The 24,134-nt window shown below is 60.2% G+C and carries 22 protein-coding genes; 15 read left to right on the top strand and 7 right to left on the bottom strand.

The genetic code is table 11. The features are described from left to right. The first annotated feature begins 102 nt into the window (after positions 1-102). Positions 103-921 carry a tRNA cyclic N6-threonylcarbamoyladenosine(37) synthase TcdA gene (gene tcdA / locus BKX96_RS14940; RefSeq protein ID WP_046816503.1) on the top strand — a complete coding sequence of 273 codons (819 nt, stop codon included), beginning with the start codon at positions 103-105 and terminating at the stop codon, positions 919-921. Positions 922-1,034: 113 nt separating this feature from the next. Here tcdA and BKX96_RS14935 read toward each other — a convergent pair whose 3' ends face one another. The 4 genes from BKX96_RS14935 to BKX96_RS14920 form a co-directional block, all read right to left on the bottom strand. Beyond that, complete coding sequence (locus BKX96_RS14935; protein ID WP_046816504.1) at positions 1,035-1,439, bottom strand: SufE family protein; 405 nt, start codon at positions 1,437-1,439, stop codon at positions 1,035-1,037. After that, positions 1,436-2,641, bottom strand: a complete 1,206-nt coding sequence (locus tag BKX96_RS14930; protein WP_046816505.1) for an aminotransferase class V-fold PLP-dependent enzyme — start codon at positions 2,639-2,641, stop codon at positions 1,436-1,438. The genes BKX96_RS14935 and BKX96_RS14930 overlap by 4 nt, the downstream gene beginning before the upstream one ends. Positions 2,642-2,771: 130 nt before the next feature. Continuing rightward, positions 2,772-3,806: a 2,3,4,5-tetrahydropyridine-2,6-dicarboxylate N-succinyltransferase gene (dapD, locus tag BKX96_RS14925; RefSeq protein WP_046816506.1), complete on the bottom strand. Its 1,035-nt coding sequence runs from the start codon at positions 3,804-3,806 to the stop codon at positions 2,772-2,774. A 33-nt stretch (positions 3,807-3,839) separates the two neighbouring features. Next, a complete protein-coding gene (locus tag BKX96_RS14920) occupies positions 3,840-4,202 on the bottom strand; it encodes an ArsC family reductase (protein ID WP_046816507.1) in 363 nt (120 codons plus the stop codon). 198 nt (positions 4,203-4,400) lie between these two features. Here BKX96_RS14920 and BKX96_RS14915 point away from each other — a divergent pair, with 198 nt between their 5' ends. After that, positions 4,401-6,032 (top strand): Na+/H+ antiporter, encoded by a 1,632-nt coding sequence (locus BKX96_RS14915; protein ID WP_077184462.1) that lies wholly within the window; start codon positions 4,401-4,403, stop codon positions 6,030-6,032. A gap of 8 nt (positions 6,033-6,040) precedes the next feature. Here the strand turns inward: BKX96_RS14915 and dapC are convergent, their stop codons facing one another. The 3 genes from dapC to map all read right to left on the bottom strand — a co-directional run bounded on the left by dapC (position 6,041) and on the right by map (position 10,888). After that, a complete protein-coding gene (gene dapC / locus BKX96_RS14910) occupies positions 6,041-7,240 on the bottom strand; it encodes a succinyldiaminopimelate transaminase (RefSeq protein ID WP_077184460.1) in 1,200 nt (399 codons plus the stop codon). A gap of 121 nt (positions 7,241-7,361) precedes the next feature. Then, on the bottom strand, positions 7,362-10,064 hold the full coding sequence (locus BKX96_RS14905; protein ID WP_046816510.1) for a [protein-PII] uridylyltransferase: 2,703 nt from the start codon (positions 10,062-10,064) through the stop codon (positions 7,362-7,364). A gap of 41 nt (positions 10,065-10,105) precedes the next feature. Next, positions 10,106-10,888: a type I methionyl aminopeptidase gene (gene map / locus BKX96_RS14900; protein ID WP_046816511.1), complete on the bottom strand. Its 783-nt coding sequence runs from the start codon at positions 10,886-10,888 to the stop codon at positions 10,106-10,108. 373 nt (positions 10,889-11,261) lie between these two features. Here map and rpsB point away from each other — a divergent pair, with 373 nt between their 5' ends. From rpsB to lpxA, 13 genes are all read left to right on the top strand, one after another. Further along, the gene (gene rpsB, locus BKX96_RS14895) at positions 11,262-11,999 is read left to right on the top strand and encodes a 30S ribosomal protein S2 (RefSeq protein WP_003222119.1); all 738 of its coding nucleotides are present in this window, start codon (positions 11,262-11,264) and stop codon (positions 11,997-11,999) included. 190 nt (positions 12,000-12,189) lie between these two features. Further along, the gene (gene tsf, locus BKX96_RS14890) at positions 12,190-13,053 is read left to right on the top strand and encodes a translation elongation factor Ts (protein WP_046816512.1); all 864 of its coding nucleotides are present in this window, start codon (positions 12,190-12,192) and stop codon (positions 13,051-13,053) included. A gap of 211 nt (positions 13,054-13,264) precedes the next feature. Further along, positions 13,265-14,008, top strand: coding sequence for a UMP kinase (gene pyrH / locus BKX96_RS14885; RefSeq protein ID WP_003222124.1), 744 nt, complete (start codon positions 13,265-13,267; stop codon positions 14,006-14,008). Next, entirely contained in the window at positions 14,005-14,562 is a 558-nt protein-coding gene (gene frr / locus BKX96_RS14880; RefSeq protein WP_008057309.1) for a ribosome recycling factor, read from the top strand. Before pyrH ends, frr begins: the two co-directional genes overlap by 4 nt. Positions 14,563-14,575: 13 nt before the next feature. After that, positions 14,576-15,331 carry a polyprenyl diphosphate synthase gene (gene uppS, locus BKX96_RS14875; RefSeq protein ID WP_046816513.1) on the top strand — a complete coding sequence of 252 codons (756 nt, stop codon included), beginning with the start codon at positions 14,576-14,578 and terminating at the stop codon, positions 15,329-15,331. Next, entirely contained in the window at positions 15,331-16,137 is an 807-nt protein-coding gene (locus BKX96_RS14870) for a phosphatidate cytidylyltransferase (RefSeq protein ID WP_077184458.1), read from the top strand. Before uppS ends, BKX96_RS14870 begins: the two co-directional genes overlap by 1 nt. Continuing rightward, the gene (gene ispC / locus BKX96_RS14865; protein WP_046816515.1) at positions 16,134-17,324 is read left to right on the top strand and encodes a 1-deoxy-D-xylulose-5-phosphate reductoisomerase; all 1,191 of its coding nucleotides are present in this window, start codon (positions 16,134-16,136) and stop codon (positions 17,322-17,324) included. Before BKX96_RS14870 ends, ispC begins: the two co-directional genes overlap by 4 nt. 77 nt (positions 17,325-17,401) lie before the next feature. Continuing rightward, positions 17,402-18,754: an RIP metalloprotease RseP gene (rseP, locus tag BKX96_RS14860; protein ID WP_046816516.1), complete on the top strand. Its 1,353-nt coding sequence runs from the start codon at positions 17,402-17,404 to the stop codon at positions 18,752-18,754. Between the two features lie 72 nt (positions 18,755-18,826). Beyond that, positions 18,827-21,202, top strand: a complete 2,376-nt coding sequence (bamA, locus tag BKX96_RS14855) for an outer membrane protein assembly factor BamA (RefSeq protein WP_077184456.1) — start codon at positions 18,827-18,829, stop codon at positions 21,200-21,202. Positions 21,203-21,247: 45 nt separating this feature from the next. Next, positions 21,248-21,751: an OmpH/Skp family outer membrane protein gene (locus tag BKX96_RS14850; RefSeq protein ID WP_008057318.1), complete on the top strand. Its 504-nt coding sequence runs from the start codon at positions 21,248-21,250 to the stop codon at positions 21,749-21,751. A gap of 3 nt (positions 21,752-21,754) precedes the next feature. Further along, complete coding sequence (gene lpxD / locus BKX96_RS14845) at positions 21,755-22,810, top strand: UDP-3-O-(3-hydroxymyristoyl)glucosamine N-acyltransferase (RefSeq protein WP_046816518.1); 1,056 nt, start codon at positions 21,755-21,757, stop codon at positions 22,808-22,810. A 108-nt stretch (positions 22,811-22,918) separates the two neighbouring features. Beyond that, positions 22,919-23,359: a 3-hydroxyacyl-ACP dehydratase FabZ gene (gene fabZ, locus BKX96_RS14840; RefSeq protein WP_007978374.1), complete on the top strand. Its 441-nt coding sequence runs from the start codon at positions 22,919-22,921 to the stop codon at positions 23,357-23,359. Continuing rightward, positions 23,356-24,132, top strand: a complete 777-nt coding sequence (gene lpxA, locus BKX96_RS14835) for an acyl-ACP--UDP-N-acetylglucosamine O-acyltransferase (protein WP_077184454.1) — start codon at positions 23,356-23,358, stop codon at positions 24,130-24,132. Before fabZ ends, lpxA begins: the two co-directional genes overlap by 4 nt. Positions 24,133-24,134: the final 2 nt, after the last annotated feature.

Raw genomic sequence — 24,134 nt, 5'->3', positions numbered from 1 at the left:
CGACATTGGGCAATTCACTTTCACATAAGTTCTTACACTTACCGCTTGAAGCCTAAAATTTAGTGCTGCGAAGGCCTATACTGCGCGCCGGTTTTTGAGGTGATGGTCATGAGTACAGAAGATCCGCGGTTTGCAGGCATCGCCCGCTTGTATGGCATCGAGGGCCTTGAGCGCCTGCGCGCAGCCCATGTGGCGATCGTCGGCGTCGGCGGCGTCGGTTCCTGGGCGGCGGAAGCCATGGCCCGCTGCGGTGTCGGCGAGATTTCGTTGTTCGACCTGGACGATGTCTGCGTCAGCAACGCCAACCGCCAGCTGCACGCGCTGGACAGCACCGTCGGCAAACCCAAGGTCGAGGTAATGGCCGAGCGCCTGCGCGGGATCAACCCGGATTGCACGGTGCACGCGGTGCCGGATTTCGTCACCCGCGAGACCATGGCCGAGTACATCACACCGAACATTGACTGCGTGATCGACTGCATCGACAGCGTCAACGCGAAAGCGGCGCTGATCGCCTGGTGCAAACGGCGCAAAATCCAGATCATCACCACCGGCGGCGCGGGCGGGCAGATCGACCCGACGCTGATCCAGGTCTGCGACCTCAACCGTACATTCAACGACCCGCTGGCGTCGAAAGTGCGCTCCACCTTGCGCCGCGACTATGGCTTCTCGCGCACCGTGACCCGTCATTACAGCGTGCCGTGCGTATTCTCCACCGAGCAACTGCGCTACCCGAAACCCGATGGCAGCATTTGTTTGCAGAAGAGTTTTGTCGGTGACGGCGTGAAGCTCGACTGCGCCGGCGGGTTTGGCGCGGTGATGATGGTGACGGCGACCTTCGGCATGGTCGCGGCGACCAAGGCGGTGGACAAGATCGTGGCGGGTGTGCGGCGGCCGGCGGAGCGCGTTAAACCTCAAGCCTGAGGTTGTTGCTGATGGCCTCTTCGCGAGCAAGCCCGCTCCCACATTGGAAATGCGCCGAACACAAATCCCCTGTGGGAGCGGGCTTGCTCCGGGCGGCGTTCCGACGAAGGCGATTAACCGGCCAACTCCATCATCCGCTGAAGCACCGCATTCAGGCCGTTACTACGCGACTGCGACAACTGCCGCCCCAACCCCAATTGATTGAACCACTCCGGCAAATCCACCTGCCGCAACTCAGCCGCTGACAACCCGTTGACCCGCGCCAGCAGCAATGCCACCAGCCCCCGAATCAACCGCGCATCGCTGTTGGCGCTGAACTGCCAATGACCGTCACGTAACTCACCCACCAGCCACACCTGGCTTTCACAGCCGTGCACCCGGTTGGCGTCGCACATGTCCGAGTCGCTCAAGGCGGGCAGGCGCTCGCCCCATTGCATCAACAGCCGCGCACGTTGCTCCCAGCCAGCGGCAGCCTGAAAGGTTTCGAGTGCGGTAACGGCGTTGGCGGGCAAGCTCATCGCAGCAACTCCAGCGCCTGGTCCAGGGCTTCAAAGAATCGTTGCAGGTCCTCGGAATCGTTGTACAGCGCCAACGACACCCGAATCGCCCCGGCCAGCTTGTAGCTTTTGAGCAAGGGCATGGCGCAGTGATGACCGGCGCGCACGGCGATGCCCTGTTCGGTCAGCAGGTGCGCCAGATCCGAGTTATGCACACCTTCGACGGTAAAACTGGCCAGGGCCACCTGCGGCCTGCCCAACAAGCGAATGCCGTCGCGTGCCGCAAGTCCTTTCAACAGACAGGCATGCAGCGCTGCTTCATGGGCCGAGACCGCGTCCTGATCGAGACCGACGAGGTAATCCAGGGTTGCCCCCAGCCCGATGACACTGGAGATCGGCGGCGTTCCGGCTTCGAAACCCAGTGGGGCATGGCGAAAGCGAGCGCTGAGGTAGTCAGCGTCCAGCACCATTTCGCCACCGAACTGCCAATGACGCAGTTGCTTGAGCGCCTCGTTGCGCCCGAACAGCACGCCCAGGCCATCGGGGCCGTAGAGCTTGTGGCTGGAAAACACATAAAAGTCGCAGCCCAGCGCCTGCACGTCGTGCCGGCCATGGACCACGCCCTGGGCGCCGTCGATCACGGTCAGCGCGTTGTGTGCCTTCGCCTGCGCCAGCAGCGCGGGTAGCGGTTGCCAGGCGCCGATGACGTTGGACAGCTGGCTGACGGCCAGCAGGCGTGTGCGAGGGCCGATCAACCGTCCGGCGGCTTCAAGGTCGATCACGCCGTCAGCATCCAGCGGCAGGATCACCAGCTTGAGGTCGCGACGGGTTGCCAGTTGTTGCCATGGCAGCAGGTTGGCGTGGTGTTCCAGGGCGCTGATGGCAATCTCATCGCCTGGATTGAAGAGAGGCTCCAGGCCATAGGCCAGGAGGTTCAGCGCGGAAGTCGCGCCGTGGGTGAAGATGATTTGACCGCTGTCGCCGGCATTGAGCCAATGGGCGGCTTTGCGCCGACTGTCCTCGAACGCCTGGGTGGCGTGAGCGCCGGGCAGGTGTTGCGCCCGATGCACGTTGGCCGCGCCGTTGGCGTAGTAATGCGCCAGGGCATCGAGCAGGGCTTGGGGTTTTTGCGTGGTGGCGGCGTTGTCCAGGTAGGTCTGGCCTTGCCGCTGCAGGGCGGCGATGGCTGGAAAGTCGGCGCGCCAGGGAGAGAGTATCATCATGCTATCGGGCCCTGGTGAACATGGGCGGGGTATACACAAGACACTGTGGGAGCGAGCCTGCCCGCGAAGGCGTCCATATGGATGCCAGAAGCTTCGCGAGCAGGCTCGCTCCCACAAGTGCCTGCGGCACTTAGTTGTGAGCGTGCAGTGCTTCGTTCAGTTCGATCGCCGATTTGTGGGTTTTGCATTCCACTGCACCGGTTTCCGAGTTACGACGGAACAGCAGGTCGGTCTGGCCGGCCAGTTCACGGGCCTTCACGACCTTGACCAGCTTGTTGTTCTCGTCCAGCAGCGCCACCTTGGTGCCAGCGGTCACGTACAGGCCCGATTCAACGGTGTTGCGGTCGCCCAACGGGATGCCGATACCGGCGTTGGCGCCAATCAGGCAGCCTTCGCCCACCTTGATCACGATGTTGCCGCCACCCGACAGGGTGCCCATGGTCGAGCAACCGCCGCCCAGGTCCGAACCCTTGCCGACGAATACGCCGGCGGAAACGCGGCCTTCGATCATGCCCGGGCCTTCGGTGCCGGCGTTGAAGTTGATGAAGCCTTCGTGCATCACGGTGGTGCCTTCGCCCACGTAGGCGCCCAGGCGCAGGCGCGCCGCGTCAGCGATACGCACACCGGCCGGTACCACGTAGTCGGTCATTTTCGGGAACTTGTCCACCGAGAACACCTCCAGCAGCTCGCCGCGCAGGCGGGCTTCGAGTTGATGCTCGGCCAGTTCGGCGAGGTCGATTGCGCCCTGGCTGGTCCAGGCCACGTTCGGCAGCAGTGGGAACACGCCCGCCAGGTTCAGGCCGTGCGGCTTGACCAGGCGATGGGACAACAGGTGCAGCTTGAGGTAGGCCTCAGGCGTGGAGGTCAGCTGTGCATCTTCGGCCAGGACAGTGGCGACCAGCGGCTTGTGGCTCTCGGCCAGACGGGTCAGCAGGGCCGCCTGGGTAGCGTCGACGGCTTTCACGGCTTCAGCCAGTTGCGAGGCTTGCGCGGTGGTGAAGGTGATGGCCTGGTTGCCTTCGCTGTAGCCCAGGATCGGCGCGATGGCAGCGACCAGTTCGGCCGAAGGATTAAGCAGCGGCTGTGCGTAAAATACTTCCAGCCAGGCGCCTTGACGGTTTTGAGTGCCGACACCAAAGGCCAGGCTGAATGGGGTAGTGGACATGTTGATACCTCTAACAAAATTGAAACGGGCTGCTTACTTGAGCGCGGCCGCGTAGATATCTGGCTTGAAGCCAATCAGGGTTCGGTCACCGAGATCGAGCACCGGGCGCTTGATCATCGAAGGTTGTGCGAGCATCAATTCAATGGCTTTCGGCTGGTCGAGATCGGCTTTGCGTTCGTCGTCGAGCTTGCGAAAGGTCGTGCCTGCACGGTTCAACACCACTTCCCAGCCGTGCTCGTTGCACCATTGGGTCAGGTGTTCACGGTCGATACCGACCGCTTTGTAATCATGGAAGTCATAGCTGACAGCATGTTCATCAAGCCAGGTGCGCGCCTTTTTCATGGTGTCGCAGGCCTTGATGCCGAAAAGGTGCAACGTTTTACTTGAAACGGTCAAGGAATCGCCCCCTTTACAGGTGTCGGAAATAAAAGGTGTCGGATTATGCCATGGCCGGACGGTTTCGCGGCGGCTGTAGGACAAAACCTGTGGTAACGCGGTTGTGACAGCGTGCGACATAGGTACAAGGGCCAGCACATAGTCTAAGCGGCTAATATGGCACTTCAAATGCTGTCGATTGTCCGGGAACCCCGTTTTATGCAAACCGCCTACACCGTCCTGATCCTGTTGATGCTGGTGGGCGTTTCACGCTTGCTGGGGCGGGTGATCCCGCTTCCATTGCCGTTGGTGCAAATTGCCGCGGGTGCCTTGCTGGCCTGGCCGACCCTTGGCCTGCATGTGGCGCTGGACCCCGAATTGTTCCTGTTCCTGTTCCTGCCGCCGCTGTTGTTTTCCGACGGTTGGCGCATGCCCAAGCGTGAATTCTGGCAGCTACGTGGACCGATCCTGACCCTGGCCGTGGGTTTGGTGCTGTTTACCGTGGTCGGCGCCGGGTATTTCATTCACTGGTTGCTGCCAGGTATCCCGCTGCCCGTGGCGTTTGCGTTGGCGGCAGTGCTGTCGCCCACGGACGCCGTGGCGGTCTCGGCGATCTCCCAGAATCGCTTGCCGACGCCCTTGATGCACATTCTGCAGGGCGAGGCGCTGATGAACGATGCCTCGGGTCTGGTGACCTTCAAGTTCGCGCTTGTGGCCGCCGTGACCGGGGCATTCTCGCTGGCCAACGCCAGTGTCACCTTTGTCTTGGTGGCGGTGGGCGGCCTGGCGATTGGCGTCGCGTTGAGCTGGCTGGTGGGGCGCCTGCGCGCGTGGATGATCGCCCGTGGCTGGGATGACCCGGCCACCCACGTCGTGTTCATGTTGTTGCTGCCGTTTGCCGCGTACGTGCTGGCCGAGCGCGTGGGTGCATCGGGCATCCTGTCGGCGGTAGCGGCGGGGATGATGCAGAGCTGGCTCGACCTGCTGCCGCGCCAGACCAACACGCGGCTGCTCAATCGCAGTGTCTGGTCATTGCTGGAATTCGCCTTCAATGGCCTGATTTTCCTGCTGTTGGGCTTGCAGTTGCCAGACATCATCAAGGCCGTTGCCAGCCATGAAACCTCGCTGTGGCCGACGCTGTTGTATCGCTGCTTCGATGTGCTGGCGATTTTCCTGGTGTTGCTGGTGCTGCGGTTCGTCTGGGTGCAAAGCATCTGGCGCCTGTCCATTCTGTTGCGGCGCTGGCGTGGCAAGGCTGAGATTACCCGGGTGCCGAGCGCCCGTTCCTGCTGGTTGCTGACCGTCGGTGGCGTGCGCGGGGCAGTGACGCTGGCGGGTGTGATGTCGGTGCCGATGTTCATGGGTGCCGACGCATTTCCCGAGCGTGACCTGCTGATCTTCATCGCGGCCGGGGTGATTCTGCTGTCGTTGATCGCCGCCTGCATTGCCTTGCCGTTGCTGCTGCGCGGCATCGAGAAAAGCCCGGACGACAAGCGCCGCAATGAGGTGCGCGAGGCCTGGCGTAAAACCGCCGAAGCGGCGATTCATGCCCTTGAAACCGAAGAGGTCAACCCGCAGGATGCCGCTCAAGCAGCCCTGGCGGCAGAACTCAAGGCGCGGATCATGTCCGAGTATCGGTATCAGCTGGAAGTGTTCAATGACTCGGCCGAAGCCCAGGCGCTGGCGTTCCAGATGGATCTGCTGGAGCGGCGTCTGCGCTTGAAGGCGCTGCGGGCGCAGCGCCTGGAGCTTTACAGTCTGAGCCGTCATCACCAGGTCGGCGATGACGTGTTGCGTGAGGTGTTGGGTGAGCTGGATCTGAGTGAAGCCAAGCTCGGCCAGGTGAAATAACCCCGCGGTTATTTGCGGCGCTGGATGAAGTCGCGGATACGTTGCGCAGCCTCGACACACTCGGCCAACGGCGCAACCAGCGCCATGCGCACACGGCCGGCACCCGGATTGACGCCATCGACATCCCGCGACAGGTAGGAGCCCGGCACCACGGTCACATGCTCCTGCTCGAACAGGTCGCGGCAGAAGGCTGCGTCGTCACCGGCCACATTCGGCCACAGGTAAAAACCGCCGTCCGGGCGTTGCACGTCCAGCACCGGGCTGAGGATTTCCAGCACGGCGTCATACTTTTCGCGATACAGCGCACGGTTGGCGCGTACGTGCACTTCGTCGTTCCACGCGGCGACGCTGGCCAGTTGGGTCTGGACCGGCATCGCGCAGCCGTGGTAGGTGCGATAGAGCAGGAAGCCCTTGAGGATATCCGCGTCACCGGCCACGAAGCCAGAACGCAGGCCCGGCAGGTTGGAGCGCTTGGAGAGGCTGTGGAAGACCACGCAACGCTTGAAGTCCTTGCGACCCAATTCCACGCAGGCGCTGAGCAGCCCGGCCGGCGGGGTCTGTTCGTCGAAATACAGCTCGCTGTAGCATTCGTCCGCAGCGATCACGAAGTCGTGTTCGTCAGCCAGGGCGATCAGCTTCTTCAGGGTCTCGACCGGAATCAGAGCGCCGGTCGGGTTACCCGGCGAGCACAGGAACAGGATCTGGCAGCGTTTCCAGATGTCCGGGGAAACGGCATCGAAATCCGGGTTGAAGCCGTTTTCGTCCAGGCACGGCAGGTAGTGCGGCTTGGCCCCGGCGAGGAACGCGGCGCCTTCATAGATCTGATAGAAGGGGTTGGGGCTGACCACCAGCGCGTCGTCGCCACGATTGACCACGGTCTGGGTGAAGGCGAACAGCGCTTCGCGGGTACCGTTGACCGGCAGCACGTTGCGCGCCGGGTCGATCCAGCCGTTCGGCACGCCGAAGCGCCGCTCGCACCAGGCGCCGATGGCTTCGCGCAGCGCGGGGATACCGAGGGTGGTCGGGTACACGGCCATCTGATCCAGGTTGCTGGCCAACGCCTCGGCGACGAAGCTGGGCGAGCGGTGCTTGGGTTCGCCGATCGACAGCGCGATAGGGCGCTTGTCCGGGTTGGGCGTGACGCTGCCGAGCAGGGCGCGGAGCTTTTCGAACGGGTAGGGCTGGAGCTGGGTCAGGGCGTTGTTCATGAGGGCCTCGTTCAATGTGGGAGCGGGCTTGCTCGCGAAAGCGGTGTGTCTGTCGCCATCAATGGTGTTTGACAGGACGCTTTCGCGAGCAAGCCCGCTCCCACAGGGGGAATATGTATATTCAGATACTGATGCGCGACAACTTGATATCGGGTTCCTGGTTAACACTCAACTGCTCGACGATTGCGTCTTGTAACCGACTGCACAACAACGGGTCGGACAACGGCTGGTTGTTCGCGTCGGTAATGAAGAACACGTCTTCCACGCGCTCGCCGAGGGTGGCGATCTTGGCGTTTTGCAGCGACAGGTCGAACTCCAGGAAAATCGTGCCGACCCGTGCCAGCAGGCCAGGGCGGTCAGGGGCGGTCAGTTCCAGTACGGTCACCGGACGCTGGGCGTCATTGTGGATCGTCACCTGTGGCGCAAAGGCGAAATGCTTGAGCTGGCGCGGCACCCGACGCTGGATGATGGTCGGGTAATCGTCCGGATTGCGCAGGGCTTCGGTCAGGCCGTCACGGATCTGCTTGACCCGCGCCGGATTATCGCCGATCGAGTCGCCGTCGGTGTCGAGCACAATGTAGGTGTCGAGGGTGAACTGGCTGCTGGAGGTGATGACCCGGGCGTCATGGATGTTCAGGTTGAGCTGGTCCATCGCGGCCACGGTCACGGCGAAGAAGTCGTGCTGGTCCGGTGCGTAGATGAAGATCTGCGTGCCACCCTCGAACTCGCGCTGGGTGGTTTCCTTGATCAGCACCAGCGGCCCGCCGTCGGCTGGCTGCTGGAGGATCGCATCACTGTGCCAGGCGACGTCGCCGGCAGTGTGGCGCAGGAAATAGTCATCACCCAGTTGCGCCCACAATTGCTCGACGTCGTCCGGGTCGGTGCCGCCCCGCACGAGGATGTCCAGCGCGGCGCTTTGGGTCTGGCGGATCTGTTCTTCGCGGTCCACCGGGTTCTCCAGGCCGCGACGCAGGGCGCGCTTGGTTTCGGTATAGAGCTGGCGCAGCAGGCTGGCCCGCCAGGAGTTCCACAGCGTCGGGTTGGTGGCATTGATGTCGGCGACCGTCAGCACGTACAGGTAGTCGAGGCGGGTTTCGTCGCCCACGGTCTGGGCGAAATCATGGATCACCTGCGGGTCGGACAAATCCTTGCGCTGGGCCGTGGTCGACATCACCAGGTGGTTTTGCACCAGCCAGACGATCAGGCGGCTGTCCCACACCGGCAACTGATGGCGCTGGCAGAAGGCCTCTGCGTCGACCGCGCCGATTTCCGAGTGATCGCCGTGCCGGCCCTTGCCGATGTCGTGGTACAGGCCGGCCAGGTAGATCAGTTCGGGCTTGGGCAGCTTGGCCATGAGCTTGCTGGCCAGCGGGAATTTTTCCGAGACCTGGGTGTACTGCAGCTTACGCAGGTGCTTGATCAGGTTCAGGGTGTGGGCGTCGACCGTATAGATATGGAACAGGTCGTGCTGCATCTGCCCGACGATGAAACCGAATTCCGGCAGATAGCGCCCGAGAATGCCATAGCGGTTCATCCGGCGCAGGTTGCGGTGGATGCCGATCTTGCATTTGAACAGCTCGATGAACAGGCTGGTGTTGCGAATGTCGTTGCGGAAGTTGTCGTCGATCAGGTGCCGATTCTCGCGCAGCAGACGAATGGTATCGGCACGCACACCCTTGATTTCCGGTTGTTGGGCCATCAGCACGAAGATCTCGAGCATGGCGAACGGCGTGCGGCGGAACACGTTGTCGTTGCGCGCTTCGATGTAGCCGTCGTGCAGCTGGAATCGCGAGTTGACCGGTTGTGGCGGTGCCGCATCCTCCGGCGCGAGGATGACTTCCTCGAAGTGCTGGATGATCAGGTCGCTGAGCTGGGCAATGCTCATGACCACGCGGAAATATTGCTGCATGAAGTTCTCGACGGCCTGCTTGGCGTCGTCCCCCTCAAACCCCAGCAGCCCGGCAATGGTGCGCTGGTGATCGAACAGCAGGCGGTCTTCGGAGCGTCCGGCGAGCATGTGCAGGGCGTACCGGACCTTCCACAGGAACTCCTGGGAGGAAGCCAGCAAGGCGTTTTCGCTTTCGACCAGGAACCCTTCGCCGGCCAGTGCCCGCAAGTTCAAGGTGCCGTATTCGCGACGGGCCACCCAGAGGATCGTCTGGATATCCCGCAAGCCACCGGGCGAGCCCTTGACGTTGGGTTCCAGGTTGTATTCGGTGTCGTTGTACTTGTGGTGACGAGCCTTCTGCTCGGCGCGCTTGGCCAGGAAGAAGTCCTTGCTCGGCCACATGTGCGCGGTGCTGGTGACATCCAGCATGCGTTGGCGCAAGTGTTCCGGGCCGCAGATGGTGCGGCTTTCCATCAGGTTGGTCACGACTGTCAGGTCGGCGCGGGCCTCCTGGGCACACTCCTCGACCGACCGAACACTCTGGCCGACTTCCAGGCCGATGTCCCACAGCAGGGTCAGGAAACGCTCGATGGAATCGCGGAAAACCTCGTGGTCGGCACTGTCGAGCAGGATTAACAGGTCGATGTCGGAATAGGGGTGCAGTTCGCCACGGCCGTAGCCGCCGACCGCCACCAGCGCGATATCGGCGTCTTCACTCCAGTCGAACTGTTCCCAGGCCTTTTGCAGGAGGTTGTCGACGAACCAGGCGCGGTCCTCGATCAATCGGCGAATGTCCCGGCCACTGCGAAAGCGTCCGTCGAGCACTTCGCGAGCCTGGCGGATCGCCTTCTTGAAGGCCGCGATCGGGCTGGCCTTCAGGGCCAGTTCAGCCTGGAACTGGCCACGATCGAAGAGTTCGGGATCCACCTGCGGCATTGATTGGCTTTCCTTTCTATAGGCTGGGGACGGTGACGGGATCAGGCCGAAACGCGGGGGATGGTGTCATCGCTGCGCAAGGTGAAGATCTCGTAGCCGGTTTCGGTCACCAGGAGGGTGTGCTCCCACTGCGCCGACAGCTTGCGATCCTTGGTGATCGCGGTCCAGCCATCGCCCAGCACCTTGGTGTCGGCCTTGCCCTGGTTGATCATCGGCTCGATGGTGAAGGTCATGCCGGCTTTGAGCTCCATGCCGGTGCCGGCACGGCCGTAGTGCAGAATCTGCGGCTCTTCGTGGAACACCTTGCCGATGCCGTGGCCGCAGAACTCGCGAACCACCGAGAAGCCGTTTTTCTCGGCGTGCTTCTGGATGATTTCACCGATGTCGCCCAGGCGGCAGCCAGGCTTGACGATTTCGATCGCCTTGTACATGCATTCCTGGGTCACTTGCGACAGGCGCTCGGCCCAGACAGGTACGGTGCCGACGTGGAACATGCGGCTGGTGTCGCCGTGGTAGCCGTCCTTGATGACGGTGACGTCGATGTTCAAGGTGTCGCCATCCTTGAGCGGCTTGTCGTTCGGGATGCCGTGGCAGACCACGTGGTTGATCGAGGTGCAGATCGACTTCGGGTAGCCCTTGTAATTCAGCGGGGCAGGGATGGCCTTCTGTTCGTTGACGATATAGTCGTGACAGATCTGGTTCAGTTGATCGGTGGTAACGCCCGGTTTGACATGTTCGGCAATCATTTCCAGCACATCGGCGGCCAGTTTGCCGGCGACGCGCATTTTTGCGATGTCCTCGGGGGTTTTGAGGGTGACGGTCATACAGGCTCTCTCTGCGCTCGATGGCGCTTTCTTGACGAAAAGGGCGTTGCGCGATCGCTCTTCGCAGCCCTGAAAAACGCGATTCTAACAGACGATCAACGCAAATCCGCGGCTCTGTGCATCGCTTCTCTTTATAGAATGGTGCATTCTGGGCGGATTCCAAGGGGGTGATGATGAGCATTCGCCTCGATTGTAGAATCCGGGTTCCGTTTTTCCCTGCCTTGTGATATAAAATGCGCCGCTTTCCGGGGATGCCCCGAAAAGCCTAAATCCACACACGTGTCGACACGATGACCTGGGTGCCGCAAGCGAAATGCTGGTGGTTGGTCATTGGGATACGTGGAGGCCAAACCCGACTTATTAAGGAACTATCATGTCCCAAGTCAACATGCGCGATATGCTGAAGGCCGGTGTGCACTTCGGTCACCAGACCCGTTACTGGAACCCGAAAATGGGTAAATACATTTTCGGCGCGCGTAACAAGATCCACATCATCAACCTTGAAAAAACCCTGCCAATGTTCAACGAAGCTCTGACTTTCGTAGAGCGTCTGGCCCAGGGCAAAAACAAGATTCTGTTCGTCGGCACCAAGCGTTCCGCTGGCAAGATCGTTGCTGAAGAAGCAGCACGTTGCGGTTCGCCGTACGTCGATCACCGCTGGTTGGGCGGCATGCTGACCAACTTCAAGACCATCCGTGCTTCCATCAAGCGTCTGCGTGACCTTGAAGTACAAGCCGAAGACGGTACTTTCGCCAAGCTGACCAAGAAAGAAGCGCTGATGCGCTCCCGTGACCTGGAAAAGCTGGATCGTTCCCTGGGTGGTATCAAGGACATGGGCGGTCTGCCAGACGCTCTGTTCGTTATCGACGTTGATCACGAGCGCATCGCGATCACCGAAGCCAACAAGCTGGGCATCCCGGTCATCGGCGTTGTCGATACCAACAGCAGCCCGGAAGGCGTTGACTACATCATCCCAGGCAACGATGACGCAATCCGCGCTATCCAGCTGTACATGGGTTCGATGGCTGACGCTGTGATCCGTGGTCGCAACAACGTTGCCGGCGGCACCGTAGAGTTCGCAGCTGAAGAAACTCAGGCTGCAGCTGAGTAATTGACGCCCTGGCGTTGACTCAGTAAGCAAAAAGGGGGCTTGGCCCCCTTTTTGCCACCTCGAAAACCATTTGTCGGCGCCCACTGATCTATCTGTAACGTGCGGCAGCTAACAAGGATGGTTCGGGAAGAATTGAACGCCCGTTCGATCGGGTGGAATGGTTGATAACCTATCCAAGAGGAATTTAGAAATGGCAGAGATTACTGCAGCGTTGGTCAAAGAACTGCGCGAGCGTACTGGCGAAGGCATGATGGACTGCAAAAAAGCCTTGACCAAGGCTGGCGGCGACATCGAAAAAGCCATTGATGACATGCGTGCTTCGGGCGCCATCAAGGCTGCCAAGAAAGCGGGCAACGTTGCCGCTGAAGGCGCTATCGCCATCAAGGCTGACGACAAGTCCGCCGTACTGCTGGAAGTGAACTCGCAGACCGACTTCCTGGCCCTGCAAGACGACTTCAAGAACTTCGTTGCTGCCAGCGTAGAAAAAGCCTTTGCTGAAAAACTGACCGACGCAGCTCCGCTGATCGCCGCTCAGGAATCGGCTCGTGAAGCCCTGGTGGCCAAAGTTGGCGAAAACGTCAACATCCGTCGCCTGGTTCGCGTTGAAGGTGACGTGGTCGGTACTTACCTGCACGGCAACAAGATCGGTGTTGCTGTTGTTCTCAAGGGCGGCGATGTTCAGCTGGCCAAAGAGATCGCCATGCACGTGGCTGCAAGCAACCCTGAGTTCCTGCTGCCTTCGCAGGTTTCGCCAGAAGCCATCGAGCGTGAAAAGGGCGTTTTCATGTCCTTGAACGAAGACAAGATGAAAGGCAAGCCTGCTGAAATCGTCGAGAAGATGATTGCTGGCCGTATCACCAAGTTCCTGGCCGAAGCCAGCCTGGTTGAGCAAGCTTTCGTCATGAACCCAGAGCTCACCGTTGGTGCCCTGGCCAAGAAAGCCGGCGCTGAAATCGTTTCCTTCACCTACTTCAAGGTAGGCGAAGGCATCGAGAAGCCAGTTGACAACTTCGCTGAAGAAGTTGCCGCACAACTGGCTGCCGCCAAGCAATAAGACGGTTTTTTTAACTGTCGCCCTGAAGAGGCTGCCCGCTCACGCGCGCAGCCTCTTTTCAGATGGGCAGCCAATTTTTATTGGCTTCCGTTTGGAACTGGCTTACAAAGCCATGTTCCGATGGCGCTGAAGCAGCGCCACGCTAGAGTGAACGCCAGCTGAAAACAGCTCGCAAAGAATTTTTTAAAATACGCCGCAGGAGAGATTCGCAATGGCTCAGCAGGGCAGTGGTTATCAGGCTCGCTATAAACGCATTCTACTCAAGCTTAGCGGCGAGGCCCTGATGGGCTCGGAAGAGTTCGGGATCGACCCGAAAGTTCTGGATCGCATGGCACTGGAAGTCGGCCAACTGGTCGGTATCGGTGTCCAGGTCGGCCTGGTGATCGGCGGCGGCAACCTGTTCCGCGGCGAAGCGCTCAGCAAGGCGGGCATGGACCGGGTCACCGGCGACCACATGGGCATGCTGGCCACTGTGATGAACGCCCTGGCCATGCGCGATGCGCTGGAACGTGCCAATATCTCGGCCATCGTGATGTCGGCCATCTCCATGGTTGGCGTGACCGATCACTACGATCGCCGCAAGGCCATGCGCCACTTGAACTCCAAGGACGTGGTGATTTTCGCGGCCGGCACCGGCAACCCGTTCTTCACTACGGATTCGGCTGCTTGCCTGCGTGCAATTGAAATCGACGCCGATGTCGTGCTCAAGGCAACCAAGGTCGATGGCGTCTACACCGCTGACCCATTCAAAGACCCGCATGCCGAGAAGTTCGATCATCTGACCTACGATGAAGTACTGGATCGCAAGCTGGGCGTGATGGATCTGACGGCTATTTGCCTGTGCCGCGACCACAAGATGCCGTTGCGCGTATTTAACATGAACAAGCCCGGCGCCCTGCTGAACATCGTGCATGGTGGCGCTGAAGGGACCCTGATCGAGGAAGGCCAACAATGATCAACGAAATCAAGAAAGACGCTCAAGAGCGCATGCAGAAGTCCGTCGAATCGCTGGCGCACAACTTCGGTCGTATCCGTACCGGCCAGGCTCACCCGAGCATCCTGGAAGGTGTGATGGTGCCGTACTACGGTGCCGATACCCCGATCAAGCAAGTAGCCAACATCACCGTCAAAGATGCTCGCACCCTGCAAGTCGTTGCCTTTGAGCGCAACATGCTGGGCGCCGTCGACAAGGCGATCGGTAGCGCTGGCCTGAACCTGAACCCGACCAACCTGGGCGAGCTGCTGCTGATCTCCATGCCGGCCTTGACCGAAGAAACCCGCAAGGGCTTCACCAAGCAGGCGCGTGACGTGGCTGAAGACGCGCGTGTTGCTGTGCGCAACATCCGTCGCGATGCCAACAGCCAGCTCAAGGATCTGGTCAAGGAAAAGGAAATCAGCGAAGACGAAGAGCGTCGCGCAACCGGCGAAATCGATGATCTGACCAAGAAGTACGTGGCTCAAATCGACGCGAACCTGGCGCAGAAAGAAAAAGACCTGATGGCCGTATAAGGGTCGCGTTTTCATGGAAAAGACCAAGCAGGTTGCACCTTCCGCGGTGCCGCGCCATGTCGCGATCATCATGGATGGTAATAATCGCTGGGCGAAAAAACGCTTTATGCCAGGTGTCGCCGGGCATAAAGCGGGTGTGGATGCGGTTCGGGCGGTCATCGAGGTGTGTGCCGAAGCCAAGGTGGAAGTGCTGACCCTGTTCGCGTTCTCCAGCGAGAACTGGCAGCGTCCTGCCGATGAAGTCAGTGCCTTGATGGATCTGTTCTTCAAGGCATTGCGTCGAGAGGCCAAGCGCCTCAACGACAACAACATCAGCTTGCGCATCATTGGCGACCGTTCGCGCTTTCATCCGGAGCTTCAGGCTGCCATGCGTGAAGCCGAGGCCATGACAGCCGGCGCCAATCGCTTCGTCCTGCAGATCGCCGCCAACTACGGCGGTCAGTGGGATATCGCACAAGCCGCACAGCGTCTGGCGCGTGAAGTTCAGGCAGGGCACCTGCGGCCGGAAGACATTACCCCGGAACTGCTGCAAACCTGTCTGGCCACCGGCGACCTGCCGTTGCCGGACTTGTGCATCCGTACCGGCGGCGAACATCGCATCAGTAACTTCCTGCTGTGGCAACTGGCCTACGCCGAGTTGTACTTCTCCGACCTGTTCTGGCCGGACTTCAAACACGATGCCATGCGCAATGCGCTGGCCGATTTCGCATCTCGCCAGCGCCGCTTCGGTAAAACGAGCGAGCAGGTCGAGGCTGGAGCCCGGGTTTAATGCTTAAACAACGAATCATCACCGCGCTGATCCTGCTGCCGATTGCCCTGTGTGGGTTTTTTCTGCTGGAGGGTTCCGCTTTTGCGCTGTTCATCGGCCTGGTCGTGACCCTGGGCGCCTGGGAATGGGCGCGCCTGGCCGGTTTCACTGCGCAAGCGTTTCGTGTCGGCTATGCCGCCGTCGTCGCAGTGATGCTGTTCGTCATGTGCATCCTGCCTGGCCTGGCGCCCTGGGTGCTGGGGGCTTCGGTGCTCTGGTGGGCGCTGGCGACCTATCTGGTGCTGACCTACCCGCGCTCCAGTGCGCATTGGGCGAGCGCCGCCTGCAAGCTGTTGATCGGCCTGCTGATCCTGTTGCCGGCCTGGCAAGGCCTGGTGCAGATCAAGCAGTATCCGCTGGGCAACTGGTTGATCATGGCGGTGATGGTGTTGGTCTGGGGGGCGGACATTGGCGCTTATTTCTCCGGGCGTGCTTTCGGCAAGCGCAAGTTGGCGCCTCAGGTCAGCCCAGGCAAAAGCTGGGAAGGCGTATATGGCGGCCTGGCCCTGAGCCTTGTGATCACCACCCTGGTTGCCCTGGTGCGCGACTGGACGGTGGCTGAATTGTTCAAGGGGCTGATCGGCGCTGCGCTGATCGTGTTCATCTCGGTGGTGGGTGATCTCACCGAAAGCATGTTCAAGCGCCAGTCCGGGATCAAGGACAGCAGCAACCTGCTACCTGGGCATGGTGGCGTGCTGGACCGCATCGACAGCCTGACCGCGGCGATCCCGCTGTTTGCCGTGCTGTTGTGGATGGCCGCACCGTGAGCCGCCCTCAGCAGATTACCGTCCTGGGGGCGACCGGTTCGATCGGTCTGAGCACCCTGGATGTCATCGCTCGTCACCCCGAGCGCTATCAAGTCTTCGCCTTGAGCGGTTTCAGTCGTCTGAGTGAACTGCTGGCGCTGTGCGTGCGTCACGCGCCACGGTACGCCGTGGTGCCTGAAGCCAGTGCTGCCCGCCGATTGCAGGATGATCTGCACGCCGCCGGCCTATCGACTCGCGTACTGGTAGGGGAAGAGGGGTTGTGCCAGGTGGCTGCCGACCCTGAGGTCGATGCGGTGATGGCGGCCATCGTCGGTGCGGCGGGCTTGCGCCCGACCTTGGCGGCCGTCGAGGCCGGCAAGAAGATCCTCCTGGCCAACAAGGAAGCGCTGGTCATGTCTGGCGCATTGTTCATGCAGGCCGTGCGCAAGAGCGGGTCGGTGTTGCTGCCGATCGACAGTGAGCACAACGCGATTTTCCAGTGCATGCCCCGGGATTTTGCCCGTGGCCTGGAGTCGGTCGGCGTGCGCCGGATCCTGCTGACCGCCTCTGGCGGTCCGTTCCGGCAGACGCCCATGGCTGAACTGGCGCATGTTTCGCCCGAGCAGGCCTGTGCCCACCCTAACTGGTCCATGGGGCGCAAGATCTCGGTCGATTCGGCCAGCATGATGAATAAAGGGCTTGAGTTGATCGAGGCCTGTTGGCTGTTCGATGCCAAGCCTTCCCAGGTTGAGGTGGTGATCCACCCGCAAAGCGTGATTCATTCGCTGGTCGACTACATCGACGGTTCGGTCTTGGCCCAGTTGGGTAACCCCGACATGCGCACGCCGATTGCCAACGCCCTGGCCTGGCCGGAGCGAATCGACTCCGGCGTGCCGCCGCTGGATCTGTTTGCCGTCGCGCGCCTGGACTTCCAGGCTCCGGATGAAGATCGGTTCCCGTGCCTGCGCCTGGCGCGTCAGGCAGCCGAGGCGGGCAACAGCGCTCCGGCGATGTTGAATGCGGCAAATGAAGTCGCTGTGGCAGCCTTTCTCGACGGACGGGTTCGTTACCTGGAAATCGCGAGTATCATCGAGGAAGTACTCAATCTCGAACCTGTGGTTGCAGTGAGTGATCTTGAGGCGGTGTTCACGGCGGACGCCAAGGCGCGTGTGCTGGCCGGGCAATGGTTAAGTCGCCACGGGCGTTAAGTATTGCAATGCGCTGGCCCATGCAGCACTGGATGCAGTACTGGATGCAGGGCTCGATAGAAATGCGGAGAAAATAGATGAGCGCGCTCTATATGATTGTCGGCACCCTGGTCGCTTTGGGCGTGCTGGTTACCTTCCACGAGTTCGGCCATTTCTGGGTCGCGCGTCGCTGTGGGGTCAAGGTGCTGCGTTTCTCCGTGGGCTTCGGCATGCCGCTGCTGCGCTGGCACGACAGGAAGGGTACTGAGTTCGTGGTAGCTGCCATTCCGTTGGGTGGCTACGTGAAAATGCTCGATGAGCGTGAGGGTGAAGTACCGGCCGATCAGCTCGATCAATCCTTCAACCGTAAAACCGTGCGCCAGCGTATTGCGATCGTGGCGGCGGGGCCGATTGCCAACTTCTTGTTGGCGATGGTGTTTTTCTGGGCATTGGCGATGCTCGGCACCGAACAGGTCCGTCCGGTCATTGGTGCTGTAGAGTCTGGAAGCCTGGCTGCCAAGGCGGGCCTGAATGCAGGCCAGGAAATCGTGGCCATCGACGGCGAGCCCACTTCGGGTTGGGCGGCGGTCAATCTGCAATTGGTCCGTCGCCTGGGTGAAAGCGGCTCACTGCAGCTGGTGGTTCGTGAGCAGGGCACCACAGTGGATTCGCCTCGTGAGCTGGTGCTGGACAAATGGCTCAAGGGCGCTGATGAGCCGGATCCAATTCGCTCCCTGGGCATTCGCCCCTGGCGCCCGGCATTGCCGCCCGTCCTCGCTGAACTGGACTCCAAAGGCCCGGCCCAGGCTGCCGGCCTGAAGACCGGTGACCGGCTGTTGGCGCTCGACGGCAAGGCGGTGGATGACTGGCAACAGGTCGTCGATACAGTCCGCATGCATCCTGATACCAAAATCATGCTGCGGGTCGAGCGTGATGGTGCTCAAATCGATGTCCCGGTGATGTTGGCTGCCCGTGGCGAAAAAAAGGCACCCAGTGGTTACCTGGGGGCAGGGGTAAAAGCTGTCGATTGGCCACCAGAGATGATTCGCGAAGTCAGTTACGGGCCGTTGGCAGCCGTGGGGGAGGGGGCTCGCCGCACTTGGACGATGAGCCTGCTGACCCTCGATTCGCTGAAGAAAATGTTGTTCGGTGAGCTCTCGGTAAAAAACTTGAGTGGACCGATAACCATTGCTAAAGTGGCGGGCGCTTCGGCCCAGTCGGGTGTCGCTGATTTCCTGAATTTCCTTGCTTATCTGAGTATTAGCCTGGGGGTTCTGAATTTGCTGCCCATTCCTGTGCTGGATGGGGGGCATTTGTTGTTTTATCTGATTGAGTGGGCGCGTGGTCGTCCCTTGTCGGATCGGGTGCAAGGTTGGGGGATACAGATCGGTATCAGTTTGGTGATCGGGGTGATGTTGCTTGCTCTGGTTAATGATCTGGGTCGACTGTAACGCTTCGCTGAATTGCGAATCTGCCGCATTTTGCGGCAGTTTTTATTGCCAGTTGGAATAAGAAAGGACTTCATGAAACGTCTGCTGCTAACTGCGGTTCTCACCGTATTGATGATCGCCGAAGTTCACGCCGAGTCCTTCACTATCTCTGATATTCGCGTCAATGGCCTCCAGCGGGTCTCCGCGGGTAGCGTCTTTGGTGCTTTGCCGTTGAACGTCGGTGAACAGGCGGATGATCGTCGCCTGGTGGAATCCACTCGTGCGCTGTTCAAAACCGGGTTCTTTCAAGATATCCAGCTGGGCCGCGATGGCAACGTCCTGGTCATCACGGTAGTCGAGCGTCCGTCGGTTGCCAGTATCGAGATCGAAGGCAACAAGGCGATCTCCACCGAAGACCTGATGAAGGGCCTCAAGCAATCCGGCCTGGCCGAAGGCGAGATCTTCCAGCGCGCCACCCTCGAAGGTGTACGTAACGAGCTGCAGCGCCAGTACGTGGCCCAGGGTCGCTACTCGGCTACCGTCGACACCGAAGTGATCCCGCAGCCACGCAACCGCGTCGGCTTGAAGGTCAACATCAACGAGGGCACCGTTGCGGCTATCCAGCACATCAACGTGGTGGGCAACACGGTGTTCGCGGACGAAGACCTGATCGACCTGTTCGAACTCAAGACCACCAACTGGCTGTCGTTCTTCAAGAACGATGACAAGTACGCCCGTGAAAAACTCTCCGGTGACCTGGAGCGCCTGCGTTCCTACTACCTGGACCGCGGCTACATCAACATGGATATCGCTTCGACCCAGGTGTCCATTACCCCGGACAAGAAGCACGTCTACATCACCGTCAACATCAACGAAGGTGACAAGTACACCGTTCGTGACGTGAAGCTGAGCGGCGACCTGAAAGTCCCTGAAGACCAGGTCAAGTCCCTGCTGCTGGTGCAGAAAGGCCAGGTGTTCTCGCGCAAGCTGATGACCACCACGTCCGAACTGATCACCCGTCGCCTGGGTAACGAGGGCTATACCTTCGCCAACGTCAACGGCGTGCCTCAGCCCCACGATGACGATCACACGGTAGACATCACTTTCGCCGTCGATCCAGGCAAGCGCGCCTACGTGAACCGCATCAACTTCCGTGGCAACACCAAGTCCGAAGACGAAGTGCTGCGTCGTGAAATGCGTCAGATGGAAGGTGGTTGGGCGTCGACCTACCTGATCGACCAGTCCAAGACCCGTCTGGAGCGTCTGGGCTTCTTCAAGGAAGTCAACGTTGAAACCCCGGCCGTACCGGGTGTCGATGACCAGGTTGACGTCAACTACAGCGTTGAAGAGCAGGCCTCCGGTTCGATTACCGCCAGTGTCGGTTTCGCCCAGAGCGCGGGCTTGATCCTCGGTGGTTCGATCACCCAGAACAACTTCCTCGGTACCGGTAACAAGGTCAGCATCGGCTTGACCCGCAGTGAATACCAGAGCCGCTATAACTTCGGTTACGTCGACCCCTACTGGACTGCCGATGGCGTGAGCCTGGGCTACAACGCCTTCTATCGTACAACTGACTACGACGACCTCGACGTCGACGTTGCCAGCTATGCCGTGGACAGCCTGGGTGCGGGCGTGAGCGTCGGCTACCCGATCAGTGAGACTTCGCGTCTGACCTTCGGCCTGACGGCCCAGCAGGACGAGATCAAGACGGGTGTGTATACCGTTGACGAGATCTTCGACTTCGTTAACAAGGAAGGCGACAAGTACCTGAACTTCAAGGCTTCGGCCGGTTGGTCCGAGTCCACCTTGAACAAAGGCGTACTGGCAACGCGTGGTCATTCCCAGAGCCTCGTGCTGGAAACCACGACGCCGGGCAGCGATCTGTCGTTCTTCAAGCTCGATTACCGTGGCCAGTTGTTCCAGCCTTTGAGCGACAACTACACCATGCGCCTGCATACCGAATTGGGTTATGGCGATGGCTACGGTTCGACCGATGGCTTGCCATTCTATGAAAACTACTATGCTGGTGGTTTCAACTCGGTTCGTGGCTTCAAGGACAGCACTCTGGGTCCTCGCAGTACGCCAAGTACCGGCAAGAACCCTGGCACTGCTTTCGACCCGGACCAGGATCCGCTGCCGTTCGGTGGTAACGTGCTGATCCAGGGTGGTGTGGAAGTACTGTTCCCGCTGCCGTTCGTCAAGGACCAGCGTTCCCTGCGCACTTCGGTATTCTGGGATGTGGGTAACGTATTCGACTCATCGTGCTCGGATACTGTGAACGCCGATGGTACGAAGTCCAATACCAAGTGTAACGATATCAGTCTGAGCAATATGGCCAGTTCCGTCGGTGTGGGTGTGACCTGGGTCACCGCACTGGGTCCTCTGAGTTTCGCGCTGGCCCTGCCAGTCAAGAAGCCGGATGACGCTGAAACTCAAGTGTTCCAATTCTCCCTCGGCCAGACGTTCTAAGCGTCTGACCCAAGATAACGACAATGGATTTTGTAGGAGTGCATCGTGCGTAAGTTGACTCAATTGGTTCTCCTGGCTTCCGTACTGGTCGCAGGTCCGGCATTTGCCGACATGAAAATCGCTGTCCTGAACTATCAGATGGCCCTGCTGGAGTCCGATGCGGCCAAGAAATACGCCGTGGATGCCGAGAAGAAATTCGGTCCTCAGCTGAGCAAGCTCAAGACCCTGGAAAGCAGCGCCAAGGGGATCCAGGATCGTCTGATGGCCGGTGGCGACAAAATGCAGCAAGGCGAGCGTGAGCGTCTGGAGCTTGAATTCAAGCAAAAGGCCCGCGACTTCCAGTTCCAGTCCAAGGAGCTGAACGAAGCCAAGGCCGTTGCCGACCGTGAAATGCTGAAGCAGCTCAAGCCGAAACTGGACAGCGCTGTGGAAGAAGTCATCAAGAAAGGTGCTTTTGACCTGGTCTTCGAGCGTGGTGCAGTGATTGATGTCAAACCTCAGTACGACATCACGCGCCAGGTTATCGAGCGCATGAATCAGCTGAAGTAATCCATGACAGTGACCATTAAGCTCGGCCAACTGGCCGAGTTCCTGGGCGCCACGCTACGTGGCGACCCGGAGAAAGCAATTACTGGGCTAGCCACCTTGCAGGAGGCTGGCCCAGCTCAGTTGAGCTTTCTCGCAAACCCCCAATACCGGAAATACCTGGCAGGCAGTCAGGCGGCAGCGTTGTTGCTCAAAGCCGCTGACGCCGAAGGTTTTGTCGGGGATTGCCTGGTGGTGCCCGATCCTTACGCTGCCTACGCGCGTGTTTCCCATTTGTTCGATCCCAAGCCCAAGGCGGCCGCCGGCGTTCACCCGACGGCAGTGATTGCCGCGGACGCGGTGGTCGATCCGGCTGCGAGTATCGGTGCATTTGCGGTCATCGAAAGCGGGGCGCATATTGCCGCCGGTACCACTATTGGCGCGCATTGCTTCATCGGCGCCCGTAGCGTTGTCGGCGAAGGTGGCTGGCTGGCACCGCGCGTCACGCTGTATCACGACGTGCGCGTGGGCAAGCGGGTGGTGATTCAGTCCGGTGCAGTGCTCGGTGGTGAAGGCTTCGGCTTTGCCAACGAGAAAGGCATCTGGCAGAAAATCGCCCAGATCGGCGGTGTCTTGGTCGGCGACGACGTGGAAATCGGCGTGAATACCGCCATTGACCGTGGCGCGCTGGCCGATACCGTCATTGGTAACGGCGTGAAGCTCGACAACCAGATTCAGATCGCCCACAACGTCCAGATTGGTGATCACACCGCCATGGCGGCGTGCGTGGGCATCTCCGGCAGCACCAAAATCGGCAAGCATTGCATGCTCGCCGGTGGCGTAGGGCTGGTGGGGCATATCGATATTTGCGACAACGTGTTCATCACCGGGATGACCATGGTGACCCACTCGATCACCGAGCCGGGTGCCTATTCGTCCGGTACGGCGATGCAGCCAGCCGCCGAGTGGCGCAAAAGCGCGGCACGTATCCGCCAGCTCGATGACATCGCGCGGCGTCTGCGACAGCTGGAAAAGCAAACAGGGGAAGTGACCCCTGGCGGTAATGCTTCATCAGATGGCTGATACCATTTCCATATCAAGCGTGCACAGCCGCTAGACTGCGACCTTGATTTGCTAGAGGAGTGTGCGTCAGTCGCGCACTCCCAATCTTTACATAGGCTTCCCCCCGAAATGATGGACATCAACGAGATTCGCGAATACCTGCCTCACCGTTACCCGTTCCTGCTGGTGGACCGGGTAGTGGAGCTGGATGTTGAAGGCAAGCGCATTCGCGCCTACAAGAATGTCAGCATCAACGAACCGTTCTTCAATGGTCACTTTCCTGCGCATCCAATCATGCCAGGCGTACTGATCATCGAAGCGATGGCTCAGGCTGCAGGGATCCTTGGTTTCAAGATGCTCGACGTGAAACCCGCCGACGGCACCCTTTATTACTTCGTCGGCTCCGACAAGCTGCGCTTCCGCCAGCCTGTACTGCCGGGCGATCAGCTGATCCTTGAAGCCAAGTTCATCAGCTGCAAGCGTCAGATCTGGAAGTTCGAGTGCCAGGCTTCGGTCGATGGCAAGCCGGTCTGCTCTGCTGAAATCATCTGCGCGGAACGCAAACTATGAGTTTGATCGACCCTCGCGCAATCATCGATCCGACGGCCATTCTGGCTGACGGCGTCGAGGTCGGCCCGTGGTCGATCATCGGCGCAGGTGTGGAAATCGGCGAGGGGACCGTGATCGGGCCGCATGTGATTCTCAAGGGCCCGACCCGAATCGGTAAGTACAACCGTATCTACCAGTTTTCCTCGGTAGGTGAGGACACGCCCGATCTGAAATACAAAGGCGAGGAAACCCGCCTGGTGATGGGCGACCACAACGTCATCCGCGAAGGCGTGACGATCCATCGTGGGACCATTCAGGACCGTTCGGAAACCACCCTGGGCGATCACAACCTGATCATGGCGTACGCCCACATCGGTCACGACAGTGTCATCGGCAACCACTGCATCCTGGTCAACAACACGGCGCTGGCCGGCCACGTGCACGTGGAAGACTGGGCGATCCTGTCCGGTTTTACCCTGGTTCATCAGTATTGCCACATCGGTGCCCACAGCTTTTCCGGCATGGGTACGGCGATCGGCAAGGACGTCCCGGCGTATGTCACGGTGTTCGGCAACCCGGCCGAAGCCCGCAGCATGAACTTTGAAGGCATGCGCCGTCGCGGTTTCAGCGAAGACGCGATCCACGCCCTGCGTCGTGCCTACAAGGTGGTCTATCGCCAGGGCCTGACGGTTGAGCAGGCGCTCGCCGAACTGGCCGAATCCTCTGCCCAGTTCCCGGAAGTGGCGGTGTTCCGCGACTCCATACAGTCCTCGACCCGCGGCATCACACGCTAACC

This window comes from Pseudomonas putida, from assembly GCF_001976065.1.
Taxonomy (GTDB): domain Bacteria; phylum Pseudomonadota; class Gammaproteobacteria; order Pseudomonadales; family Pseudomonadaceae; genus Aquipseudomonas; species Aquipseudomonas serbica.
Note: the sequence above shows the minus strand (reverse complement) of the source record. Positions and strands in the feature narration are given on the sequence as shown.